1 protein-coding gene is annotated in these 1,268 nt (G+C 47.8%); it reads left to right on the top strand.

Translation table 11 applies throughout. The annotated features are described in order from the left end of the window. Positions 1 to 1,268: IS4 family transposase (locus Selli1_RS18190; protein ID WP_281874507.1), on the top strand; the 1,268-nt coding region annotated here is incomplete at both ends.

The following is a 1,268-nucleotide window of genomic DNA, read 5'->3' on the forward strand; positions in this document are numbered from 1 at the left end:
CGCGGTTTCACATCTCTTCGGCATTAAAGGCAGCCAATGCCTATAAGAAAAAGGGAATTCCGGTTGTTGAGGTTTTCCAATACCTTTTCCTGCTGATTTTCTCTAACAGGAGCATGTATATGAGCCTGATTACCGGACGCAACACCCCCGGTTTCGCGAAAGATACCGTTTACCGTTTTATGAAGATGCTACAAATCAACTGGATCCGTTTTACAACCTTGTTGGCCTCCCGGATTATCAGGGACGCCATTGTACCTTTGGATTCCGAGGAACGTAAAAATGTTCTGATCATCGATGATTCCCTGTTTGAGCGGAACCGTTCCAAAAAGGTGGAACTGCTGGCAAAAACTTATGACCATGCAAATCACAGATACCGTTTTGGCTTCCGTATGCTCACGCTGGGATGGTCAGATGGCAGTACCTTCCTGCCGGTCAACAGCGTCCTGCTCTCATCGGAGAATAAAAAGAACCGGGTCAATGAGGCTGCCGCTGTCGATAAACGGACCGCAGGGTACCGGCGCAGGATACTTTCCGTGCAAAAAGGAACCCACGCAATGCTGGAACTGCTGAAAGCCGCTAAAAAAGCGGAGATCCCTGCCAACTATGTCCTTTTTGACAGCTGGTTTGCTTCCCCGAGTACGCTCCATGCGGTAAAATCAATCGGTTATGATGTGATCGGCATGGTGAAAAAGACGCCAAAAATGTTCTTCCGTTATAATGGGGAAGATATGTCCTTGCTCACAATCTATGATAAGAACAAAAAGAGACGTGGACGTTCCCGCTACCTGCTGTCGGTGCTGGTGGATGTGGTGAAGGACGGGGAAAGCATCCCGGCAAAAGTTGTTTATGTCCGCAACCGGAATAAGAGGAAGGAATACTTATGTCTCATCTCAACGGATACAACCCTGGATGAAAACGAGATCATCCGTATTTATGGGAAGCGCTGGGATATCGAAGTCTTTTTCAAGGTATGCAAAAGCTACCTGAACCTCAGCAGGGAGTGCAACTCCTTATCCTATGACGCGATGACAGCCCACACAGCGGTTGTTTTCACGCGGTATATGATGCTGTCCCTGGAGAGCCGGGAATCGAACGACAACCGCTCGCTGGGTGAACTCTTCCTGTATTTTTCAGACGAAATGGCCGATATCACATGGATACAGGCATTTCAAATGCTGCTCCAAATGTTCCGGTCTATCCTCAAGGACAACACCGAACTGACCGAAGAAAAGATCAACGAATTGGTGGATGCATTTATGAACACATTG

The sequence above is a fragment of the Sellimonas catena genome (genome assembly GCF_027924685.1).
Classification (GTDB): Bacteria; Bacillota; Clostridia; order Lachnospirales; family Lachnospiraceae; genus Sellimonas; species Sellimonas catena.